The organism is Streptomyces tremellae, assembly GCF_039540215.1.
GTDB lineage: Bacteria > Actinomycetota > Actinomycetes > Streptomycetales > Streptomycetaceae > Streptomyces > Streptomyces tremellae.
Genome location: NZ_BAABEP010000097.1, coordinates 1 through 15,549, shown reverse-complemented (window position 1 = coordinate 15,549; position 15,549 = coordinate 1). Strand labels below are relative to the sequence as shown.

13 protein-coding genes, 1 tRNA gene and 1 pseudogene are annotated in these 15,549 nt (G+C 73.8%); 5 read left to right on the top strand and 10 right to left on the bottom strand.

All coding sequences use genetic code 11. The features are described from left to right. Window positions 1-76: 76 nt before the first annotated feature. The 4 genes from ehuA to ehuB form a co-directional block, all read right to left on the bottom strand. Window positions 77-835 (bottom strand): ectoine/hydroxyectoine ABC transporter ATP-binding protein EhuA, encoded by a 759-nt coding sequence (gene ehuA, locus ABEA77_RS32425; protein ID WP_425588436.1) that lies wholly within the window; start codon window positions 833-835, stop codon window positions 77-79. Window positions 836-917: 82 nt separating this feature from the next. Next, window positions 918-1,562, bottom strand: a complete 645-nt coding sequence (ehuD, locus tag ABEA77_RS32420) for an ectoine/hydroxyectoine ABC transporter permease subunit EhuD (protein ID WP_345655528.1) — start codon at window positions 1,560-1,562, stop codon at window positions 918-920. Continuing rightward, window positions 1,559-2,305, bottom strand: a complete 747-nt coding sequence (gene ehuC, locus ABEA77_RS32415; RefSeq protein WP_345655526.1) for an ectoine/hydroxyectoine ABC transporter permease subunit EhuC — start codon at window positions 2,303-2,305, stop codon at window positions 1,559-1,561. The genes ehuD and ehuC overlap by 4 nt, the downstream gene beginning before the upstream one ends. Before the next feature lie 22 nt (window positions 2,306-2,327). Then, window positions 2,328-3,230: an ectoine/hydroxyectoine ABC transporter substrate-binding protein EhuB gene (gene ehuB, locus ABEA77_RS32410; protein ID WP_345655524.1), complete on the bottom strand. Its 903-nt coding sequence runs from the start codon at window positions 3,228-3,230 to the stop codon at window positions 2,328-2,330. Between the two features lie 337 nt (window positions 3,231-3,567). Here ehuB and ABEA77_RS32405 point away from each other — a divergent pair, with 337 nt between their 5' ends. Beyond that, a complete protein-coding gene (locus ABEA77_RS32405; protein ID WP_345655522.1) occupies window positions 3,568-4,662 on the top strand; it encodes an LLM class flavin-dependent oxidoreductase in 1,095 nt (364 codons plus the stop codon). 145 nt (window positions 4,663-4,807) lie between these two features. After that, a complete protein-coding gene (locus ABEA77_RS32400; protein ID WP_425588435.1) occupies window positions 4,808-5,893 on the top strand; it encodes an esterase-like activity of phytase family protein in 1,086 nt (361 codons plus the stop codon). A 25-nt stretch (window positions 5,894-5,918) separates the two neighbouring features. Here the strand turns inward: ABEA77_RS32400 and ABEA77_RS32395 are convergent, their stop codons facing one another. After that, window positions 5,919-6,902 (bottom strand): aldo/keto reductase, encoded by a 984-nt coding sequence (locus ABEA77_RS32395; RefSeq protein WP_345655518.1) that lies wholly within the window; start codon window positions 6,900-6,902, stop codon window positions 5,919-5,921. Between the two features lie 89 nt (window positions 6,903-6,991). Here ABEA77_RS32395 and ABEA77_RS32390 point away from each other — a divergent pair, with 89 nt between their 5' ends. After that, entirely contained in the window at window positions 6,992-7,393 is a 402-nt protein-coding gene (locus ABEA77_RS32390; RefSeq protein ID WP_345655516.1) for a MerR family transcriptional regulator, read from the top strand. Between the two features lie 31 nt (window positions 7,394-7,424). Here the strand turns inward: ABEA77_RS32390 and ABEA77_RS32385 are convergent, their stop codons facing one another. Continuing rightward, entirely contained in the window at window positions 7,425-9,404 is a 1,980-nt protein-coding gene (locus ABEA77_RS32385; RefSeq protein ID WP_425588434.1) for a putative bifunctional diguanylate cyclase/phosphodiesterase, read from the bottom strand. A gap of 512 nt (window positions 9,405-9,916) precedes the next feature. Between ABEA77_RS32385 and ABEA77_RS32380 the strand changes: the two genes are divergently transcribed. Continuing rightward, the gene (locus ABEA77_RS32380; protein WP_345655531.1) at window positions 9,917-11,095 is read left to right on the top strand and encodes a M6 family metalloprotease domain-containing protein; all 1,179 of its coding nucleotides are present in this window, start codon (window positions 9,917-9,919) and stop codon (window positions 11,093-11,095) included. A gap of 61 nt (window positions 11,096-11,156) precedes the next feature. On the opposite strand, the gene ABEA77_RS32375 is transcribed toward ABEA77_RS32380, so the two are convergent. From ABEA77_RS32375 to ABEA77_RS32360, 4 genes and pseudogenes are all read right to left on the bottom strand, one after another. Further along, window positions 11,157-11,230 (bottom strand) — tRNA-Lys (locus ABEA77_RS32375). Further along, window positions 11,221-11,917 (bottom strand): annotated as a pseudogene (locus ABEA77_RS32370) (bifunctional DNA primase/polymerase). Before ABEA77_RS32370 ends, ABEA77_RS32375 begins: the two are co-directional and overlap by 10 nt. A 202-nt stretch (window positions 11,918-12,119) precedes the next feature. After that, window positions 12,120-12,470 carry a hypothetical protein gene (locus ABEA77_RS32365; protein WP_345655512.1) on the bottom strand — a complete coding sequence of 117 codons (351 nt, stop codon included), beginning with the start codon at window positions 12,468-12,470 and terminating at the stop codon, window positions 12,120-12,122. Between the two features lie 202 nt (window positions 12,471-12,672). Beyond that, on the bottom strand, window positions 12,673-13,269 hold the full coding sequence (locus ABEA77_RS32360) for a histidine phosphatase family protein (protein WP_345655510.1): 597 nt from the start codon (window positions 13,267-13,269) through the stop codon (window positions 12,673-12,675). 291 nt (window positions 13,270-13,560) lie between these two features. Here ABEA77_RS32360 and ABEA77_RS32355 point away from each other — a divergent pair, with 291 nt between their 5' ends. Next, window positions 13,561-14,484 (top strand): phosphatase PAP2 family protein, encoded by a 924-nt coding sequence (locus ABEA77_RS32355; protein ID WP_345655508.1) that lies wholly within the window; start codon window positions 13,561-13,563, stop codon window positions 14,482-14,484. Window positions 14,485-15,549: the final 1,065 nt, after the last annotated feature.

The following is a 15,549-nucleotide window of genomic DNA, read 5'->3' as shown; positions in this document are numbered from 1 at the left end:
CCCCCAGCCTCCGGCCGGGGGCACCCCCAGGCACCGGACCCCGCTCCCTGATCCGCCCCGAGCCGAACGGAAGACCCTAGAGCACCGCGTTCAGGAACTCCCGGGTGCGCTGGTGCTCGGGGTCGGAGAAGATCTTCTCCGGCGGGCCCTGTTCCACGATCCGGCCCGAGTCGAACATCAGTACCTGGTCGGAGACGTCCCGCGCGAAGTTCATCTCGTGGGTGACGCAGAGCATGGTGATGTCCGTGTCGCGGGCGATCTGCCGCAGCAGGTCGAGCACGCCCGCCACCAGTTCGGGGTCGAGCGCCGAGGTGACCTCGTCGAGCAGCAGGACGTCGGGGCGCATGGCGAGCGCGCGGGCGATCGCGACGCGCTGCTGCTGACCGCCGGAGAGCTGGGTCGGGTGGGCGTCGACCTTGTCGCCGAGCCCGACCAGGTCGAGCAGTTCGATGGCGCGGGCCTCGGCCTCGCCGCGATCCGTGCCGAGGACGGTGACCGGCGCCTCGGTGATGTTGCGCAGCACGTTCATGTTGGGGAAGAGGTTGAACTGCTGGAAGACCATGCCGATCTTCCGCCGGGACTCCCGCAGCTGCTTCTCGGTGGCGGGCTTGAGGCCGCCGCCCGGCGTCCTGGCGTGGGACAGCGGCTCGCCGTCCACCCAGATCACCCCGCCGCTCGGCCGTTCGAGCGTCATCAGCAGCCGCAGGATGGTCGTCTTGCCCGAGCCGCTCGGGCCGATCAGGGTGACGTGCTCGCCCCGGGTGACTTCGAAGTCCAGCTTGTCGAGGACGAGATGGTCGCCGTAGCGCTTCTCCACCTCCTCGAAGCGGATCATCGGGGTGTCGGCGCGCGGCGGCGCGGCGGCGGGTGCCGCCTCGCCGAGGGGGCCGCCCGCGTCGGTCGTCTTCTGCGTCGGGTCAGTGGCCAAGGCGCTTCTCCAGCTTTCTCATCAGCAGCGACGTGGGGTAGCTCGCGACCAGGAAGATCAGTCCAGCGAGCGTGAACGCCTCCGTGTACGCGAAGTGCTCAGACCCGTACTGCCGGGCCTTGAAGACCATCTCCTCGACGGTGATGACGGCGAGGAACGGCGTCTCCTTGAACATCGAGATGGCGTAGTTGCCCAGCGCCGGGAGGACGTTGCGCACCGCCTGCGGCAGGACGACGGCCTGCCAGGTGCGGCGCGGCGAGAGCGACAGCGCCCGGCACGCCTCCCACTGCCCCTTCGGTACGGCGTCGATGCCGGCCCTGTACACCTCCGAGGTGTAGGTGGCGTAGTGGATGCCGAGGACGACCACACCGATGACCAGCGGGTCCACACTGGAGAACACCGTGGCCGCGCCGACGAGTTGCACCAGCAGCGGGGTGGCGCGGATGAACTCCATCACGGCGCGCACCGGAGCGGAGAGCGCGGTGGGTCCGCGCCGGGCGACCGCGATCACCAGGCCGAGCACGGCCGCCACCAGGATGCCGAGCGCCGTGGCCAGCAGGGTGGTCAGGAAGCCGTCGAGCAGCAGCGGGAGTACGTCGCCCGCCGCGCCCCAGTCGAAGGCAGAACCGTTCACATCGCACCAGTCCCCGCCACCGCCGTGGACTCGGCCGAGGCCGCGCTCCGGCTGCGGAACAGGCCGCGTGCGCCGGTGTGCTGGCCGAGGCGCGCCTTGGCGGCCTTCTCCAGGAGGTTCATCAGGAACGTCAGCACCGAGGCGATGACGAAGTAGCAGACCAGCAGCGTGAGATAGGCGACGAGCGACTCACCGGTGCGGTCGCGCAGCTGCTGGATCACGGTCATCAGGTCGGCCGCGGAGATCAGCCACAGCAGCGGGGTCGCCTTCAGCAGCTGGATCAGCAGGTTGGTGAAGGACGGGATCATCTGGGCGAGTGCCTGCGGCAGGATCACCCGGCGCATCCGCTGGTACGGGCTGAGGTTGAGGGCGACGGCCGCCTCCCACTGGGCGCGCGGCACCGCGCTGATGGCGCCCCGCACCACCTCGGAGCCGTAGGCGCCGAAGTTGAGCGCGAACGCGACCACACCGCAGAACAGGCCGGTCAGCTGGTAGCCGGTGAGCAGCGGCAGCGCGAAGTAGAGCCAGAACAGCTGGACGTAGAGGGAGGTGCCGCGGAAGAACTCCACGATCACGCGGGACACGCCGCGCACGACGATGTTGCGGTGTCCGGCCGCGAGCCCCAGCACGAAGGAGAGCACGAACGCGAACAGCGCGCCCAGCACCGTGGCCTCCGCGGTCACACCGAGCCCCGAGACCACCTGTGGCAGGTTGTCGAAGAAAGCCGTGAAGAAGGTGTTCATGTCGCCTCCGGTCCCGTGCCGGTCAGCCCTTGCACAGGTCGGCGGTCTTGAGGGTGGCGGGCGGGATCTCGGCGGCGGTGAAGCCGTACGGGCTGAGCAGGCCCACGTACGCGGACTTGTCCGAAGTGATCTTCTTCAGCTGGGTGTTGAAGGCGTCGCGGAGCGCCTCGTTGCCCTTCTGGAAGGCGGCGCCGCCGGAGCTGTACTGCTTCTTGCCGTCCAGGGTGGGCACGAAGGTCGGGGTCACTTCGAGCGTGGGGTTGGTCTTGGCGAGCCAGCGCAGCGAGATGCCGGTGAGCACGAAGGCGTCCACCCGGCCGCCCTTGACGGCGTCGGCGCCGTCCTGCTGGTTCTGGAGGGTCTTGATCTTCGAAGCGGGGATGCCCGCGGCCTTCGCGTACGACGCCTCGACGGCGCCCGCCATCACACCGATGGTGACGCCCGCGGCCTTCGCCGAGGCCAGGTCGGTGATCTTCTTCGGGTTCCCCTTCTTCACCATGATGGCGGTCGGGGATATGAACTCCGGTTCGGAGAAAAGGACGTTGGCGCACCGCTCGGGCGTGATCGCCATGCCGGCGCTGACCACGTCGTAGCGGCCCGCCTGGAGGCCGGGGATCAGGCTGTCGAAGTCGGAGAGCGTCGGCTTGAGCTTGTCGACGCCGAGCGCCTTGAATATCCGGGCGTGCAGCGCGGGCGCCTCGCCCTTGAGGACGCCGCCCTCCGTGTAGCCGTACGGGGCCTCGCCGGCGTACGCGACCCGCACGTAGCCCTGCTTGCGCAGCTTGGCGAGCACGTCGTCGCCCGACCCGGCGGAGGTGTCGGTTTTGCTGCACGCGGCCAGGGCACCGGGTACCACGAGCAGTCCGCCGACGGCGGCGGACCGGCTGAGGAAGCCCCGGCGGGACAGGTTCGGGAAATCAGCCATGGATTCGCATTCTCCTCGGCGGTGTGCGGAAGCGGACAGACTTCGCCAGGCGCCTGCCCGCTCCCGGGCTTCTATGCGGCGGCCTCGGCGGCTGTAACCCAACGGTGTCCGGAAGGAGATGTTCCGGTGGCCGGAAGTGGTGCAGCCGGGGCGCTGTGTCCGCGTGTTGCGCGATATGTCCCGGCGGATTCGAGACGTCCGCGGGGGTGGCGCGACCCCGCTCCCCGTCGCCGCGGCGGCGCGCCGGGAACACATCGGGCGCGGCGGTCCGGGAATAAAACGGAGACGTCCTCCGCTGCCACCCGGGAAGCAACGGCTCACTCTGGAGGACCCGAACGTGACGGACGACCCCACCACCGCCGACGCGATCCGAGGCACGGCGCAGGGCACGGCCCCGGTGCCGCTCTCCGTGCTCGACCTGGTCACGGTCGGCGCCGGCACGACCGCGACGGACGCGCTGCGCAACAGCGTCGCCCTCGCGCGGCTCGCCGAGCGGCGCGGCTATCTGCGCCACTGGATCGCGGAGCACCACTCGATGCCCGGCATCGCGTCCTCCTCACCCGCGGTGATCCTCTCGCACCTCGCCGCGCACACCGAGCGGATCAGGCTCGGCTCCGGCGGTGTGATGCTGCCGAACCACGCGCCGCTGGTCATCGCCGAGCAGTTCGGCACCCTGGAGGCCCTCGCCCCCGGACGGGTCGACCTCGGACTCGGCAGGGCCCCGGGCACCGACGGCGCCACGGCCGCGGCACTGCGCCGCACCGACCGGCTGAACGAGGGCGCGGACGACTTCCCGCAGCAGCTGGTCGAGCTCACCCGCTTCCTCGACGACGCCTTCCCCGACGGGCACCCGTACGCCCGCATCCACTCCGTGCCAGGACCTGTGCAGGGGCCCACGGGACGTCCGCCGATCTGGCTGCTCGGCTCGTCCGGCTTCAGCGCGCAGCTCGCCGGCATGCTGGGGCTGCCGTTCGCCTTCGCGCACCACTTCTCCGCGCAGAACACCATCCCCGCGCTCGACCTGTACCGCAGCTCGTTCCGCCCCTCCGAGGTGCTCTCCGAGCCGTACGCGCTGATCGGCGTCGCCGCGCTGGCCGCCGAGGACGAGGCGGAGGCCCACCGCCAGGTGATGACGGGCGCGCTCTCCATGGTGCGGCTGCGCACCGGCCGCCCCGGCCTCGTCCCGACGCCCGAGGAGGCGGAGGCGCACGCGTTCAGCGAGATGGAGCGCGACTTCGTCGACGGCTGGCTCACGAACATCGTGTACGGCACCCCCGACGCGGTGCGCGACGGCCTCAACGACCTCCAGAAGCGCACCGGCGCCGACGAGCTGATGATCACCGCCAACGCGCACACCGCGGCCGTGCGCCTGCGCAGCTACGAGCTGATCGCCGACGCGTACGGGCTGCCCGGCGCCGCACCGCGCGCCTGACACCGCCACCGCGCCCGCCGACGCGCCCGCCACCGGGCGCGGTTCCCGCCCCGGTCTCCGGGTGTTCACCCCGGGGCCCGGCCGGGTGGCGCAGAATCGGACGCGTCCGCCCGCCCACCCACCGTGGAGTGCCCACGTGCCGACCGTGCGCGTCCCCAGAGCCCTCGCCGGGCTCACCGTCGCCCTGACCACCACCGCCTGCCTCACGGCCGGCGCCACCGCCCAGGCACACGGGCGCGGCGGCCACCTGCCGCCCGACGCCCGTGCGGGGCACGCGTGTTCCGCGGACGTCAGGATCGACGGCTTCTCCGACGCCCTCGACAAGACGACCTTCGACTCGGCCTTCGTCGGCAACCTCTCCGCGCTCGCCGTCGACGCGCACGGCACCGTCGACGCGCTCTCCGACCGCTCCGCCCTCTTCACCCTCGACGCGGGGACGCTGCGCCCCACGAAGGTCGTACCCCTCGCCGACGAGCACGGGCGCCCCCTCGACTCCGAGGCCCTGGCCGTCGACCGCGACGGCACCCGGCTCGTCACCTCGGAGACCGAGCCCTCCGTCCGCCGGTACGGCCGCGACGGCTCCCGTGTCCTCGGCAGCCTGCCCGTGCCCGCGCCGCTGCGCGTCGCGCCCGCCGGGCGCGCCACCGGCAACCTGACCTTCGAGGGCCTGGCACTCCAGCCGGACGGTCGCACGCTCTTCGCCTCCATGGAGGGCGCGCTCACCGGCGACCGGACCGACCTCGTACGCTTCCAGACCTGGCAACGACCGCGCGCCCGGGGCGACTTCAGGCTCGGCCCGCAGTACGCGCTCCAGGTCGACACCGACGCGGCGGGCACGGCCCTCGGCGTCTCCGACATCGCGCCCACCGGCGACGGACGGCTGCTCGTGCTGGAGCGCGGCTTCACCGAGGGCGTCGGCAACACCGTACGGCTCTACCTGGCGGACCCGGCGGGCGCCACCGACACCTCGAAGGTCACCGACCTGACCGGGCAGCGCGCCGTGCGGCCCCTGCACCGGACCCTGCTCGCCGACATCGGCGACTGCCCGTCGCTCGGCGCCACCGCGAAGCAGCCGCAGCCCAACCCGCTGCTCGACAACATCGAGGGCATGACCGTCACGGGCCGCGCGCCGGGCGGCGGCCTGCGGCTCCTGCTCGTCAGCGACGACAACCAGAACGCGGCGCAGACCACCAGGCTCTACTCGCTGACGGCGCGGCTGCCGCGCCGCTGAGCCCCCGCCCGTGGCCGCCGGAAGGTCAGCGGCGGTCGCGGGCGAGCGCGGCCTCCACGTTGCGGGCGCCGGTGGCGACGCCGTGCGGCGAGGCCGCGTCGATCTCCGCGAGGTCCTCGGCGGTGAGCGTGATCTCCGTCGCAGCGACGTTCTCCTCGATCCGCGCCCGGCGCCTGGTGCCGGGGATCGGGACCGTGCCCGCGGCGATCGTCCAGGCGAGCGCCAGCTGCGCGGTGGTGCAGCCCTTGCGGTCCGCGATCCGCCCCAGGGCCTCCACGACCCGCAGGTTGGCCGCGATCGCCTCCTCGCCGAAGCGCGGCAGCGCGCGGCGGGCGTCCCCCTCGGGCAGGTCGGCCCGCGTCTGGAAGGTCCCGGTCAGGAACCCGCGGCCGAGCGGCGAGAACGGCACGAAGCCGATGCCGAGCTCGCGCGCGGTGTCCAGTACGCCGTTGTGTTCGGCGTCCCGCTCGAACAGCGAGTACTCGGACTGGATCGCGGTGACGGGGAACGCGGCGTGCGCGCGCCGCAGCGTCTCGGCCGACGTCTCCGAGACGCCGATGCAGCGGACCTTCCCCTCGGCCACCAGCTCGCCCATGCCGCCGACGCTCTCCTCGATCGGCACGTCCGGGTCGACCCGGTGCAGGTAGTACAGGTCCACGTGGTCCGTGCCGAGGTGCCGCAGCGACCGCTCAAGGGCACGCCTGGCGTAGGCGGGGGACCCGTCCGGCCCGACGACCGTGCCGTCGTCCTCGATCCGCAGGCCGAACTTGGTGGCGAGGACGACCTCGTCGCGCCGGCCGCCGAGCGCCTCGCGCAGCAGCTTCTCGTTGGTGAACGGCCCGTACACCTCCGCGGTGTCGAAGAGGGTCACCCCGAGGTCGAGCGCGCGGTGGACCGTCGCGACCGACTCGGTGTCGTCGCGGTCGCCGTAGAACGCGCTCATGCCCATGCAGCCGAGACCGAGCTCAAAGACGCGCAGTCCCTGGGACCCGAGAGCAACCTGTTTCATCTCGCCCTTTCCCCGGCATGGACCTCCCATGCCGCTGCCCCAAGCCTGCGACCTGGTCCGCGCTCCAGGTCAAGTGCGACACTCGGGCCATGGACGACGTACCGCTGCCCCCCGTCCCCGAGGTCGGTCCCGAGGGCGTGCCCATCGGCCGCGCCGCCGACCTGCTCGGCACGACCGTCGACACCATCCGCTACTACGAGCGCGAGGGCCTCACCCTGACCCGGCCGCGCCGCGACCCCGGCGGGCGCAGGCGCTACGGCAGGCGCGACCTCGCCTGGCTCGCCGGCCTCGCCATGCTGCGCGGCACGGGCATGACCATCCAGGAGATCAGGGAGTACGTGGCCGCCTACCGCGCCGACACCGGCGTCGCCGAGCGGCTCGGCCTGCTGGAGGCCCACCGCGACCGCGTCATCGCTCGCCTGGAGGAGACCACGCGCCACCTCGCCGCGCTCGAGCGCAAGATCGACGCCTACCGCGCGGCGTCGGCGTAGCCGCGTACGGGAAGCGCGTGCCGCGGGACGGTCAGCCGCAGAGGCCGGGTCCTGTCGCGCGGCGCGCCAGGAGGTCCGCGATGCGCTCGGGCGCCACCGGGCGCGAGTACAGCCAGCCCTGGCCCGTGTCGCAGCCGATCTGCTGGAGCCGCTCTGCCTGGACGGACGTCTCCACGCACTCCGCGGTCACCGTGAGCCCCAGCTTGTGCGCGAGCTGCACCAGCGCCTCGACGATCATCTCGTCGGCCGGGCTCTGGTGCGCGCCGCCCTCGTCGTAGCGGAAGCCCCGGACGAACGAGCCGTCCAGCTTCAGCACGGACACCGGCAGACGGCTGAGGTAGGCGAGGTTCGAGTAGCCCGTGCCGAAGTCGTCGATGGCGATCCCGACGCCCATCTCGCTCAGTGCCTGGAGCGCCTGGAGCGGCCGGCCGGCCGAACCCATCACGGCGGACTCCGTCAGCTCCAGCTGGAGCAGCTCGGGCCGCAGCCCCGTCTCCGCGAGCACGTCCGCGACCTCGGCCACCAGGTCGGAGTCCCACACCTGGCGCACGGCCACGTTGACGCTGACGAACAGCGGTTCCGCCTCCGGGTGCGCCAGCTGCCAGCTCCGCGCCTGCCGGCACGCCGTGCGCAGGATCCAGCTGCCGAGCTGCACGATCGAGCCGTCCTCCTCGGCCAGACCGATGAACCGATTCGGCGTCAGCGTGCCGAACTGCGGGTGCTGCCAGCGCACCAGCGCCTCCACGCCCTTGACCGCGCTGTCGGCCATGCGCACCAGCGGCTGGTACTCCAGCCGGAACTCACCGCGCCCGACCGCGGGCCGCAGTGAGGACGACAGGGCCTGGCGGGTCATGCGGTGCGCGTTGCGCTCCGGGTCGAACAGCGTCCAGCGCGCCTTGCCGTCCGCCTTCGCCCAGTACAGCGTGGTGTCGGCGGCCTGCATCAGACCGGTCGGCGTGGTGGACTCGCAGGGGCGCTCCACGACGCCGATGGACGCGGACAGCGCGAGCCGCTGCCCCGCGAGGTCGAACGGCAGCTGGAGGCAGTCGAGCACGCTCCCCGCCAGGCAGGTCAGCTGGTCCGTGCCGGTCGAGTCCTCCACGAGGACGGCGAACTCGTCGCCGCCGAGCCGCGCCACCAGATGGCCCCCGCCGGTGCGGTCCGCGTGCTCCGCGCAGTCCACGAGCCGCTGCGCGACGGCGGCGAGCAGCCGGTCGCCCGTGCGGTGGCCGAGGGTGTCGTTGACGGCCTTGAAGCCGTCGAGGTCCAGGTAGAGCAGGCCGATCCGGCCGGTGCCGCGCTCCGCGGGGTCGTCGTAGGCGCCGGGCTCGGCGGGACGGCCCGGCGCGGCCGCCGTGACCGCGCCGGTGCCCCACGCGGCGCCGGCCGCGCGGCGGCCGGGCTGGGGCAGCGCGGTGCCCACGGCGCCGCGCGTCGGCCCCGCCGGCTCCAGAGCCGCCGTCAGCCGCTCGAAGAACAGGGCCCTGTTGGGCAGCCGGGTCACCGGGTCGTGCATCTGGAGGTGGCGCAGCCGCGCCTGGAGCTCGCGCCGGTCGCTGATGTCCGTGACCGCGAGCAGCGCCCCGCCGCCGGTGTCCGGCACCGGATCGACGGTGACCTCGGCCCACACCGCCCGCCCGCCCGGGTGCTTGATGAGGCGGGTGCAGCGCAGCCGGCGCCTGCCGCCGCGCAGCACCTCGCGGTACGCGTGCCAGGTGCGGGCGTCGGACGCCAGGTCGACCAGGTCGGCCGCGGCCTGCCCCGGCAGGCACGCGCCGGTGGCGCCGAGCAGGTCGGCGAGGGCGTCGTTGGCGCTGAGGACCGTGCCTTCGCGGTCGAGCACGGCCATCGCGAGCCGCGCGGCGTTGAAGGCGGCCCGGTAGTCGTCGGGGCCCGCCGATCTGCGGGCACCGCCGGCCGGGTGACGATCCGTGACCATACGGTCCGCGGGGCGCGCGGTGCCGTCCGCCGCGACTGCCGTCGATCGCGGTTCTTCGGAGGTTGCGCTCACGGCTCGCTCCCGCGGTGCAGTCGTGTCGGACAGGGACGGGTCTGGGACGGTCGGGCCGGGAAAGTGAGCCGATCATAGAGCCAGCGCGGGGGCCGTTCCAGCTACCGGGAGGCGGCGGCGGGAACGCAGAGAGACGATCCGGCACGGGGCCGTCCTCCGGATGACCGTTTCTGCATATCTGCGACGCAGGTCACACGTGTCCTGACGGTTTGTGACGTTCCGTGATCGGGTCGGCCGGTCACTGGTCGCGTCCCGGTGGCGCGGCTGCCCCGGCGCGCGCCCCCTCGCGCGCGCGGCCGTGCGAGTGGCGTACGGGTGGCCGCACCCCTCACCCGCCTGGTTCCTCTGAGCGGGCATCTCATAACAAAACATCACAAGGTGGTGACGTCACACGCCTTCCACGGCCGGAGGTCCTTGTGGAGCGTCACCGGGCATCGGAGCCGGGTCCCGCGCGCACGCCGCGGGCCGGCAGGCCGCGCCTGCGCCGCGTGGCCGCCGCCCTCACCTCGCTGATGGCGCTCACCACCACCTCGCTGGTGACCGGGCCCACGGTGGAGGCGTCCGCCTCGGCCGCCGCGTGCGCCCTGCCGCGCACCGCCGCGCACCACAGCCTCGGCCTCGACTCCTGGAACGGCTCCTACGTGCGCCCCGACCACCCCGTCGACGCGGTGATGATCTTCCTTTCGTTCCCCGACGCGGTTCCGCGCACGACCCCGCGCGAGCTGGCCGCCGACCACTTCCCCGCCACGGGCGTGTTCTGGAACCGCTCCTCGTACGGGAAGTTCGTCCTGCGCGACCACCCGATGGGGCGCTGGCTCCAGATGCCGCGCCCGTCCACCGCGTACCGCATGACGCGGGACTGGGCGCCGCGGCGGCGCGACATGTACCTGCGAGACGCGCTGCGCGTGGCCGACCCCGCCGTGGACTTCTCCCGGTACCAGGTCGTCTATCTGGTGGCCGACCCGGACGCGCCCGGCGTCGACTCCGACGCGACCAAGGTGGTCAACTTCAGTCGTCCGATACGGGCGGACGGTACCGACATCGGGCGGATCGTGACCGTGTTCGAACATCATCCGCCGGACCGCAACGTCCTCGCGCACGAGACCGGTCATGTCTTCGATCTGCCCGACCTCTACCACCGCCCCACCGACGGCAAGGGCGACTGGGACACCTACGTCGGGGACTGGGACGTGATGGGCAGCCAGTTCGGCCTCGCGCCCGACCTCTTCGGCTGGATGAAGTGGAAGCTCGGCTGGCTCGACGACCGCCAGGTGCGGTGCGTGCAGAGCGCGGGCGCCACCATGCTCACGCTCGAACCGGTCTCCGCGCCCCGCTCCGTGGCGGGGCGGGCCGGCACCCGGCTCGCCGTGATCAGGACGGGCGAGGACTCCGCGATCGCCGTGGAGGCCCGCGCCGCTGTCGGCGACGACGCCACCACGTGCACCGAGGGCGTGCTGGTCTACCGGGTGCGCGGCGGCACCGAATCGGGCGACGGGCCCGTGAAGGTCTACGACACCCACCCGCACACCTCGGCCTGCGCCGGCTCCTCCGTCTACCCGCCGCTCGCGGACGCGCCCCTCGGTGTCGGCGAGACGTACACGGTGCCGGGGGAGCGGGTCACCGTCGAGGCGGCCGACCGCACCCCGAGCGGCGCGTGGACGGTGAAGATCACCACGGGGGCCGGGGCGTAGGGGCTGGTGAAGGACGCACGCGAGAGGCCCCCACCGCACGGTGGAGGCCTCTCGCTGTCTGTGCGCCGCCAGGGACTCGAACCCCGGACCCGCTGATTAAGAGTCAGCTGCTCTAACCAACTGAGCTAGCGGCGCCTGCTGACGTCGTAGACCTTAGCACCCGGACCGGTGCGAGGAAAAATCGATATCGGACGGCGAAGGGGCAGGTCGGCGCCGTGCCGCGGGGCCCGGCCGCCCGTGTGCGGAGCGGGAGGTCGCGCGGGCGGCCCCCACACAGGCCCACAGCAGCACCTCGGGCCCCGGCAGCCACGGCCCCCGGGTGTCCGGCGCGACCACCCAGCGCGGACCCGGGGCCGGCCCCGGCGCGAGCGGCGGGACGGTCACGGCGTCACCGGCGCCGTGGCACAGCAGCGGCGGCACCCCGCCCGTGCGCTCCGTACCGCCCCACTCCTCCCAGCCGATCAGGGCGGGCAGCCGCTGCGCGGTGCCCGGCGCGGCGAACAGCAGCACCCGGCCCCGGTGCGCGGCCACCGGGCCGGAGCCGGGACCCTCGGACCAGAGCCGGTCGAGCACCCTGCGGGCGAAGACCGCGGGGAGGTTCACGATGTCGAAGACCGCGCCGCAGGGCAGCACCCCGGGCGCCTCGGGGCGGCCGTGCCACAGCGCGAGCGCGGAGCGCGGCGAGGCCGCCGCCGAGGCCAGCCAGGCGGCGCCGTCCTGTGTGACCCGCTCCGTGAGCTGCCGCTCGGCCTCGCCGAGCAGGGACAGGAGGTCGGTGCGGCGGTGGGTGAGGGGCTTCTCGGTGCGCGGCCATGCGGTCATGCACCCAGGTCTACCTGGAGTGACAGGAGAGTGGCCGTGAGTTGCGGAAAACCGGGACAGGTGCGGCGGACGCGGCGTAATCTGCCCACTCGCATATGCCGGATGCGCGTACGGATGCGCGTGCACCGGGGCGCGAGGGGCGCGCGGCGGGGGCTGCGGGGTGCGCGCCGCGGGCGCGCCGTCTCCCGGCGTACGGCCGGGCTCAGTCGGCGTCGGCCGCGGACTCGCCGGTGAGCAGGTCGCGGCCGAACTCCACCATCTTCTTCGCGTAGTCCTCGGTCCAGCCCGCGCGCTCGGCGATGGCCGCGGCGGTCAGCCGGTCGAACCTGCGCGGGTCGGCGAGCTGCGCCGCCGCGACCGCCTGGAACTCCACGGCGCGGTCCGTCGCGGCGCGGAAGGACAGCGTCAGCTCCGTCGACCGGTCGAGCAGCTCGGCCGGGTCGTCCATCGATTCGAGGCCGAAGAAGCGGTCCGGGTCGGCGGCGGCCGCCGCGGGCTCGAAGAGGAGCGGAGCCGGCTTCGTACGGCGCCGGCCGGGGGCGGCATCCGCCATGGTGTGCCCATGCCTTTCGTTGTGCTTCTGTGCCTTCCGCACTTCTGTGCCGTGCGCGCTGCCGTGCCTTTCACGTTTCTGTGCGGGCCCGCCGCAGGTGCCGGGGCGCGCCCGGCCCGCCGGGGCCGCCGTCCATTGTCCCGCGCCGCGCAAGAGGGCGTCAGGGCCGCGCGGACGGCAGGGCGCAGGACCGCGGCGGGGTTCAGGCGCCCTGCTCCAGGTGCGCCGTGTCGTTCCACACCTCGATCGCGGGGGCCCCGTACGCCCAGCCGAGCACGGAGAGGGAGGCGGGCGCGAGCCGGATGCGCGCGGCGAACGCGACCGGCTCGCCGAGCCAGCGCGCGCCGACCGCGCGCAGGATGTGCCCGTGCGCGAAGACCACCGCGTCGCGCTCCTTCGACCTGGCCCACTCCACCACCCGGTCGGCGCGCTCCGCGACCTGGGCGAGGCTCTCGCCGTCCGGCACGCCGTCGCGCCAGATGAACCAGCCGGGGCGCGCCTCGGCGATCTGCGCGGGCGTGCGGCCCTCGTAGGCGCCGTAGTCGAACTCCACCAGCGGGTCCCACCGGGCGGCCCGGTCGCCGAACCCCGCGAGCTCGCAGGTCTCCGAGGCCCGCGCGAGGGGGCTCGTGCGGACCTCGGCGTCCCGCAGCCCTGACCACGGCGCCCGGTGCAGGCGTTCACCGAGCGCCTTCGCGTCCGCGCGCCCCTCGTCGAGCAGCGGGACGTCCGTCCTTCCGGTGTGCTGTCCGGACACCGACCAGGCCGTCCGGCCGTGCCGGACGAGGAACAGGCGCATACGAGGGCTTCTCCCGGAAATCGTGGGCATACGTCCCTCCATCATCGCCCACCCGCCCCACCCGCCACCGCCCACCCGCGATCTCCCGCGGCACCGTCCGCCCGCACCCCCCGTCCGCCGGGGCAACCCGTACGCACCGCCCGGCGTCCTCCGCCACACGGCCCTCTCGCGGGGTCGGCGCGCCACAGGGGGCGCACGGGCGGTACCCGCCCCCGGCCCACGGCGCGCCCACGCGCCCCGTAGGTTGAAGGGCGGTCGAAAAGCAGATGAAAACACCATGGAGACGTCCGTATGTCGTACGCGCTGAGCGGCACCGACCGGCCGGGGGCCCGCCGCCCCGGGCTCCGGTGGTGGATCGAGATCCTGCTGCTCGTCGTGGTGTACGCGGCGTACTCCGCGGGCCGGCTCGTCGTCCGGGGCGACATACCCGGGGCCGTCCACCACGGCCTCGCGATACTCCACATCGAGCAGCACCTGCGGATCGACCCCGAGCGCCTGCTCAACCACGTCTTCACGCGCACCGCCGTGCTCGGCGTCCCCGCCGACTTCGTCTACGCCTCCCTGCACTACGTCGTCACACCGGCCGTCCTGCTCTGGCTCTACCGCCGCAGGCCCGCCCACTACCGCAGGGCCCGCACCTGGCTCATGCTCTCCACGCTGCTCGGCCTGATCGGCTTCACCCTCGTACCGACCGCGCCGCCGCGGCTGCTCGGCACCGGGTACGGCTTCGTCGACACCATGGCCCACTACAGCTCCTACGGCTGGTGGGGCGGCCAGGCCAGCGCGCCCCGCGGCCTGGGCGGCATCACCAACCAGTACGCGGCCATGCCGAGCCTGCACGTCGGCTGGGCGCTGTGGTGCGGCGCCGTCCTGTGGCGGCACGCGAAGACGCCGGCCGTGCGGTGGCTCGGCGCCGCCTACCCCTTCGTCATCACGCTCGTCGTCGTCGGCACCGCCAACCACTACCTGCTCGACGCCGTCGCCGGGGTCTTCGTGATGGCCGTGGGCGCGCTGCTCACCGACCCGCTGCGGGCGGCCTTCGGCCGTCTCACGACCCGCCCCGGGGGCCGGGGCGGCACGACTGTCGGCGGCGGGTGCGAGACTTCGCCGGGTGAGCGATTCCCAGGGCAGCGGACCCGCACCGGCAGTACCTCCGCAGGCGCGCAGCGCGGCGCACGGGCAGACACCGACGGCACTGCGGCACCGGCTCGCTGAGCTGCGCGGCCCCGGCGTGGCCGCGCGCCCGCTCGACGCCCGCGCGCTCGCGGCCCTCGCCGCCAACCCCGGCTGCAGGCGCCGCGCGCTGCTCGACGGCGCGGGCGTGGACAAGGGCGCGGTCGCCGAGGCGCTGGGCTCGCCCGCGCCGTTCGGCCAGTCGCAGTTCGCGTTCGCCCGGGGCAACGCGTTCGAGGCGCGGGTCAAGGCGGACGGCGGGCGCGCGCTGCTCGGGCTCGTACGGGAGCACCGGGGCGCGCCGGGCGGCGCGCCGGGCGGCGCGGCGGCGCGGGTGCCCGACCTGGCGGCCGCGGGGCCAGAGGGCCGGGTCGCGCGCACGGCCCTCGCGCTGCGCGAGGCCACCCGGGCGGCGGCGGACGAGGGCGCCTGGACCCTGCTCGACCATCCGCTGCTCGCGCTCGACGTGGCGGGTTCGCCCGCCTATCTGGAGCCGGACGCCGTCGTGGTGGACCCGGGCGGGCGCTGGACGGTGGTCGAGATCAAGTCGTTCCCGGTGATCGACGGCTCGGCCGACGCGGCGAAGGTCGGCGCGGCAGCCCGCCAGTCCGCGGTCTACGTGCTCGCGCTCGAACGCGTCGCGCTGCGCACTGAGGACGCTCGGACCGGCGACCGCGCGCTGCTCGTGTGCCCGAAGGACTTCTCCAACCTGCCCACCGGGTCCGTCGTGGACGTCCGCAAGCAGCTCGCGGTGACGCGCCGCCAGCTGGACCGGCTCACCCGGATCGAGGAGATCGCCGACGCCCTGCCGGAGGGCGCCTCGTTCGACGTGTCGGGACGCTCGGGCGAGGAGCTGTCCGCCGCGGTCGAGGCGCTGCCTGCCGCGTACGCGCCGGAGTGCCTCGCCGCCTGCGAGCTGGCGTTCCACTGCCGGCAGCGGGCGCGCGGCGCGGGCCTCGTGGAGTCCCTGGGCCGGAGCGTGCGGGGCGACCTCGGCGGCCTCACCACCGCCGCCGCGGTCCTCGCCGCCGCGCGCGGCGAGGCGGGCCACCCCACCAAGTCGGAGGCCAAGCGGTCTTAGGAAGACAACGTGCGATCCCAACTCCT